Origin of the sequence: Stenotrophomonas maltophilia group sp. RNC7, assembly GCF_030910085.1 — a bacterium.
Taxonomy (GTDB): Bacteria; Pseudomonadota; Gammaproteobacteria; order Xanthomonadales; family Xanthomonadaceae; genus Stenotrophomonas; species Stenotrophomonas sepilia.
This window is the reverse complement of sequence record NZ_JAVFVN010000936.1, coordinates 1-4,265: the sequence shown is the minus strand read 5'-3', so window position 1 is coordinate 4,265 and position 4,265 is coordinate 1. Positions and strand designations below refer to the sequence as shown.

General features: G+C 29.2%; 6 protein-coding genes. 1 reads left to right on the top strand and 5 read right to left on the bottom strand.

Annotated features, from left to right (window positions below; translation table 11 throughout):
• Positions 1-268: 268 nt before the first annotated feature.
• The 5 genes from RCF13_RS23710 to RCF13_RS23690 all read right to left on the bottom strand — a co-directional run bounded on the left by RCF13_RS23710 (position 269) and on the right by RCF13_RS23690 (position 2,885).
• Positions 269-643 (bottom strand): hypothetical protein, encoded by a 375-nt coding sequence (locus RCF13_RS23710; protein WP_047956643.1) that lies wholly within the window; start codon positions 641-643, stop codon positions 269-271.
• A gap of 12 nt (positions 644-655) precedes the next feature.
• Positions 656-1,111 (bottom strand): hypothetical protein, encoded by a 456-nt coding sequence (locus tag RCF13_RS23705; protein ID WP_016121625.1) that lies wholly within the window; start codon positions 1,109-1,111, stop codon positions 656-658.
• 63 nt (positions 1,112-1,174) lie between these two features.
• Positions 1,175-1,474 (bottom strand): hypothetical protein, encoded by a 300-nt coding sequence (locus RCF13_RS23700; RefSeq protein WP_016121626.1) that lies wholly within the window; start codon positions 1,472-1,474, stop codon positions 1,175-1,177.
• Positions 1,468-1,851 carry a DUF4258 domain-containing protein gene (locus tag RCF13_RS23695; RefSeq protein ID WP_001995888.1) on the bottom strand — a complete coding sequence of 128 codons (384 nt, stop codon included), beginning with the start codon at positions 1,849-1,851 and terminating at the stop codon, positions 1,468-1,470. Before RCF13_RS23695 ends, RCF13_RS23700 begins: the two co-directional genes overlap by 7 nt.
• A gap of 164 nt (positions 1,852-2,015) precedes the next feature.
• Positions 2,016-2,885 carry an RNA polymerase sigma factor RpoD/SigA gene (locus RCF13_RS23690; protein WP_016121627.1) on the bottom strand — a complete coding sequence of 290 codons (870 nt, stop codon included), beginning with the start codon at positions 2,883-2,885 and terminating at the stop codon, positions 2,016-2,018.
• Positions 2,886-3,146: 261 nt separating this feature from the next.
• Here RCF13_RS23690 and lepB point away from each other — a divergent pair, with 261 nt between their 5' ends.
• Positions 3,147-3,794: a signal peptidase I gene (lepB, locus tag RCF13_RS23685; RefSeq protein ID WP_042866244.1), complete on the top strand. Its 648-nt coding sequence runs from the start codon at positions 3,147-3,149 to the stop codon at positions 3,792-3,794.
• Positions 3,795-4,265: the final 471 nt, after the last annotated feature.

The following is a 4,265-nucleotide window of genomic DNA, read 5'->3' as shown; positions in this document are numbered from 1 at the left end:
AAATAGAATGATGTTATATAAATCTGCTTTATTGCTGAACTCTTTGTTTCCCTAAAATTTTGTTTTAACTCTCCTTTCTCATTAAATAGGCTAATTATATTTCTAAATAGGTTGATTGTATCTTTAACAAACTGGTCCATGTCTATTTCTCCCTTTATTATAGTTTTCTAAAATTTCTGCTGCTTTTTTAAAACAAATAAAAAATCGTTTAACAAAATTGCTAAACGACTTTTTATCCTTAACTTTATATTTTATTTCATTGCAATTATCATGCTATTTTAGATTTATTTAATAGTTCTTGGATAAAATCTATAAATTTTTCATCACCCAATGATTCGTATATACTTAAGAAACTTATAGAATCGAAAGCTTTAAGATTCCCTTCCTCATCTTTTCTTATACTCAGCCATTCATCGCCGCCATTAATCTGATTTACAAACAGTAAGTTCCCTATTGAGAATCCTTGTCGTATTGCCCAGTTTCCTTGTTTCATAAACTCTACAAATTCAAAAATAGTTTTACAGTTTTTTAATGTAAATTCGTAATCAAACTCAGCACATGGATCATCGGATAATGCACCATACTTTAACCATATATTCTCCTGACATTTTTCAATCATTTCCTCAATTGTAAACATATTCATTCCCCCTATTTCCTATAGATATTGATGGCCCTGCACACTATTAAAACTAATTAGTATATCTTCACTTTTATAATTTGAAAATAAATCTTCCATATAAGGTCTGATACTGTCTAAAGAATCAAAACGAATATCAGACTCTAATCTTTTACAATCAGAAACATGGATTTCTGCTTTATCACCCATGCCAATTCTTTTTAAATCAATTATATTTGCATAGTATGCTTCTTTATTCTTATACTCGTCTAACCATTTAAATCTAATGTGGTTATTGATAACAATCATTTCAATGCCTAGTCTCTTTAAATTTTTTCTATTTCTCATCTCAGAATATCCCATACAAGAGACTATCAACTCACCTCTGTAATATAAGTCTCCTTCGATATTATAAGTAACTTGAACAGCCTCTAATAAATCCTGACATTCCACTTTTGATAATCCCTCATAAGCTCTACTAATTGTAAATTCCATTCTTCTTCCTCCTTATTTTTTGCAAAATAAAAAGAACCATGTTCTACACGGTTCTCACTCGCATTATTGTAGTGGACTATAGCTAATCAGTTCATTGATAGACATGTTTTGATAAGCTACTGAAATATCTTCAAATTCCACTTCTTCCTTCTCCAATCCTTGCTTTGCATAATGTTCAAGTATTAAAAGATCGCGCATGGCAAACTCTTTTTGTTCGCAATTAACACATTGTTTTACTGGTACATTGTTGAATTGCACCTTGTTTTTTACTACAATTGTGAATTGCTCTTCCAAACAACAATTAATACAATTCATAGGTGTCCCCCTCGGAAACTTGATACTAGCTATATTATAGCTTAACATACAAACACCTGCTCAAGTATTCCGACTTCATAAGCTGCCTGTTTTAGTCTACATGTAATCCCTTCATATCCTGTTGTAACACAAAAAGATTGATTTCCTTTTATCGCTACGCCAATAGTTAAAATTCTTCCTTTAGATGTCTTTCCAATAATTGTTCTTACTGGATCCGCATTTCTATAACTCGGATATTTACCAACATCATATCCCTCTGCAATTACTCCTGTTATTATTACTTCTGCCACTTCTTGTAAAGAAATCTCCCTTTCAGACATCCTATCCTCAAAAAAGTGTTCTGAAACTGTAAATCCATTTTTACTTCCTAACGAATTCCTCATTTCCCTTAATTCATCTTCCCAAAAGACTTTTAAATGATTCACTTTCTTATTCCCCCTTAATTTTTGACAACAAAAAACGCCTTTAAACGATTATTACACTCTACTAAGCTAAGTGTTCATAACCGCCAAAGGCGTTAATAGTTGTTATAAATAATAAGAAAAAAACAAAATTCTGTATGGTGATATTATAACAAATATTTTTTGTTTTAGAAAGATTCAATATATTCGCTTATGCTACTTATATTTAATTTATCCATTCTATTTTTTAATTTTCCAATAGCTTTCTTTTCAATCTGTTGAATTCTTTCTCTTGTTATCCCAAATATTCTAGCTACTTCTTCTAAGGTTAAATCCTTTTCTGTATCGAATCCAAACCTATAGCGAATTACACTCTCTTCTTTTTCATTTAGTACAGTAAATAATAACTCTTCTATTTGATATAATTGCTCCTCCGATGTAATTAATTCTACTGGATTAGGTGCTTTCGCATTCTTTACACTATTCATCACAGGTCTACTATCTTCATCAGAGGAAGGTGCATCTAAAGAAACAGATTCTTTTAACATTAACGTATCCATAATTTGCAGTACTGTTTCTACACTATATCCTAGTTCCTCAGCAATCTGTTCTATATTTAGCTTTCTTTTAGCTTTCCCATTATCATTAGAAAAATATTTCTTTAGTTTATCCATTTTATTTTGAATTGTAACAGAGCATCTAATATCATTTTTATTAAAAGTAATAAATCTAGAAATTTCATGACGAATCCACCATGTAACATAAGTAGCTAACTTACAATTCTTAGAAATTTCAAATGCTTCTATCCCTCTAATTAAGCCTACATTCCCTACTTGAATCATATCCATTTTCTCACAGTTACCTACACGTGGATAGGAATTTACAACAGATACAACCAAACGTAAATTGCATTCTATTAATATTCTTCTAGCTTCCATATCACCATTTTCTTTATACTTTCTTAAATACATTTTTTCCTCTTCTTCTGTTAATAAGGAATGCTGTCCGATTTCATTTAAATACAAATTATATTCTACAGAATCATTACGATTATGCATAATTACACTCCTTTAAACAAAAAGAAAACCCCTAATAAAAGCAGCTCAATGAAGGCTACTCTTACTAGGGGTTTTCCCTTTGTAATTATTTTATTCTATTAAAATATGGCTTGTCCGTCCTTAAATGTTAATTTACTACAATTATCTTACCACAAAAATATGAATTATCAAATATTTTTTCCGTTTTCTCAAGTAACTATGTTAAAAAATATTATCTTTGAAACTATAATGTATACAATTTAATGAAAGGGCTGTATTTAAATGAAAAAAATTTTTCTATTCAAAAGAACTTTTTATATTTCTTTTCTAATTACATGTGCCATATACTATTTTTTAAGTAGTTTTGTGTTCGGCATTTACCCAACTAAAGGAGAATCCATGCAACCCACACTACTAAATGATGATCGCTTATTGGTTTCAAAATTAAACCATAAAGTAGTTGGCTTCAAACGGTTTGATTTAATACAATTTTATTCAGAAAAGCAAAATAAGCATTTTGTAAAAAGGGTAATAGGTCTACCTGGTGAATGCATTGAATATAAAAATGATAATTTATACATAGATGGAATAGTTATAGAAGAACCATTCATAGCAGCTCAAAAAGAAAGTCCTAACAAATATAAAGATAATACAAAATTAATTAATGTAAACCCTGAGCAATTAAACCATGATCAAAAAAGAGATTTAGATATATATATTAAGCAATTAGAATCTCCTTATTACACAATGGATTTTAAATTAGAGGAATTATATAAATCAAAAAGAATCCCGGATAATTTTATTTTTGTACTTGGTGATAATAGACCACTTAGCGATGATAGTAGATATAGCGACATAGGTTTGGTGCCTATTAGCTCTGTTGAGGGTAAAATACTTCTTAGACTTACTCCAAATTTTGAAATATTTTAAAGATCAATCTTCTACACAAAAGCTCTCCTTAAACATCAGCTATTTTATTCTGAATAAAATAGCTGATGTTTATTTATAACGCGACTAAATACATAGATATTCCAGTTAAAATTATTCCCATACTTGTATTTACTATAGTGTATGGTTGAACCATACTTAATGACAATAGCATTTCTTTACCAAACTTATATAGCCCTATAAGGGTTAGTACTCCCAAGCAGCTCTGAAATACATAAAAAGACGGTAATACTGATGGACTATTAAAAGAAAAAATATATAGTAATAAAATTGTTAAAATTAATGTAATCCATATTAAAATGATTTTTTGTGCTACCACCTTTTTTAAAACACCTAAACGTTCTACATATGTCAAAGTATTTAAAGCCATAACTAAAAATATAATACCTATAGAAATAAAACTCATACATATGGACCAAAACATATTTTACCTCCATTTCTGAAAAGTTATTA

Excerpts from the sequence above, each read along its gene's own strand:
- RCF13_RS23710 (WP_047956643.1), bottom strand. The coding sequence starts at position 643 with ATGAATATGTTTACAATTGAGGAAATGATTGAAAAATGTCAGGAGAAT.
- RCF13_RS23705 (WP_016121625.1), bottom strand. The coding sequence starts at position 1,111 with ATGGAATTTACAATTAGTAGAGCTTATGAGGGATTATCAAAAGTGGAA.
- RCF13_RS23700 (WP_016121626.1), bottom strand. The coding sequence starts at position 1,474 with ATGTTAAGCTATAATATAGCTAGTATCAAGTTTCCGAGGGGGACACCT.
- RCF13_RS23690 (WP_016121627.1), bottom strand. The coding sequence starts at position 2,885 with ATGCATAATCGTAATGATTCTGTAGAATATAATTTGTATTTAAATGAA.
- lepB (WP_042866244.1), top strand. The coding sequence starts at position 3,147 with ATGAAAAAAATTTTTCTATTCAAAAGAACTTTTTATATTTCTTTTCTA.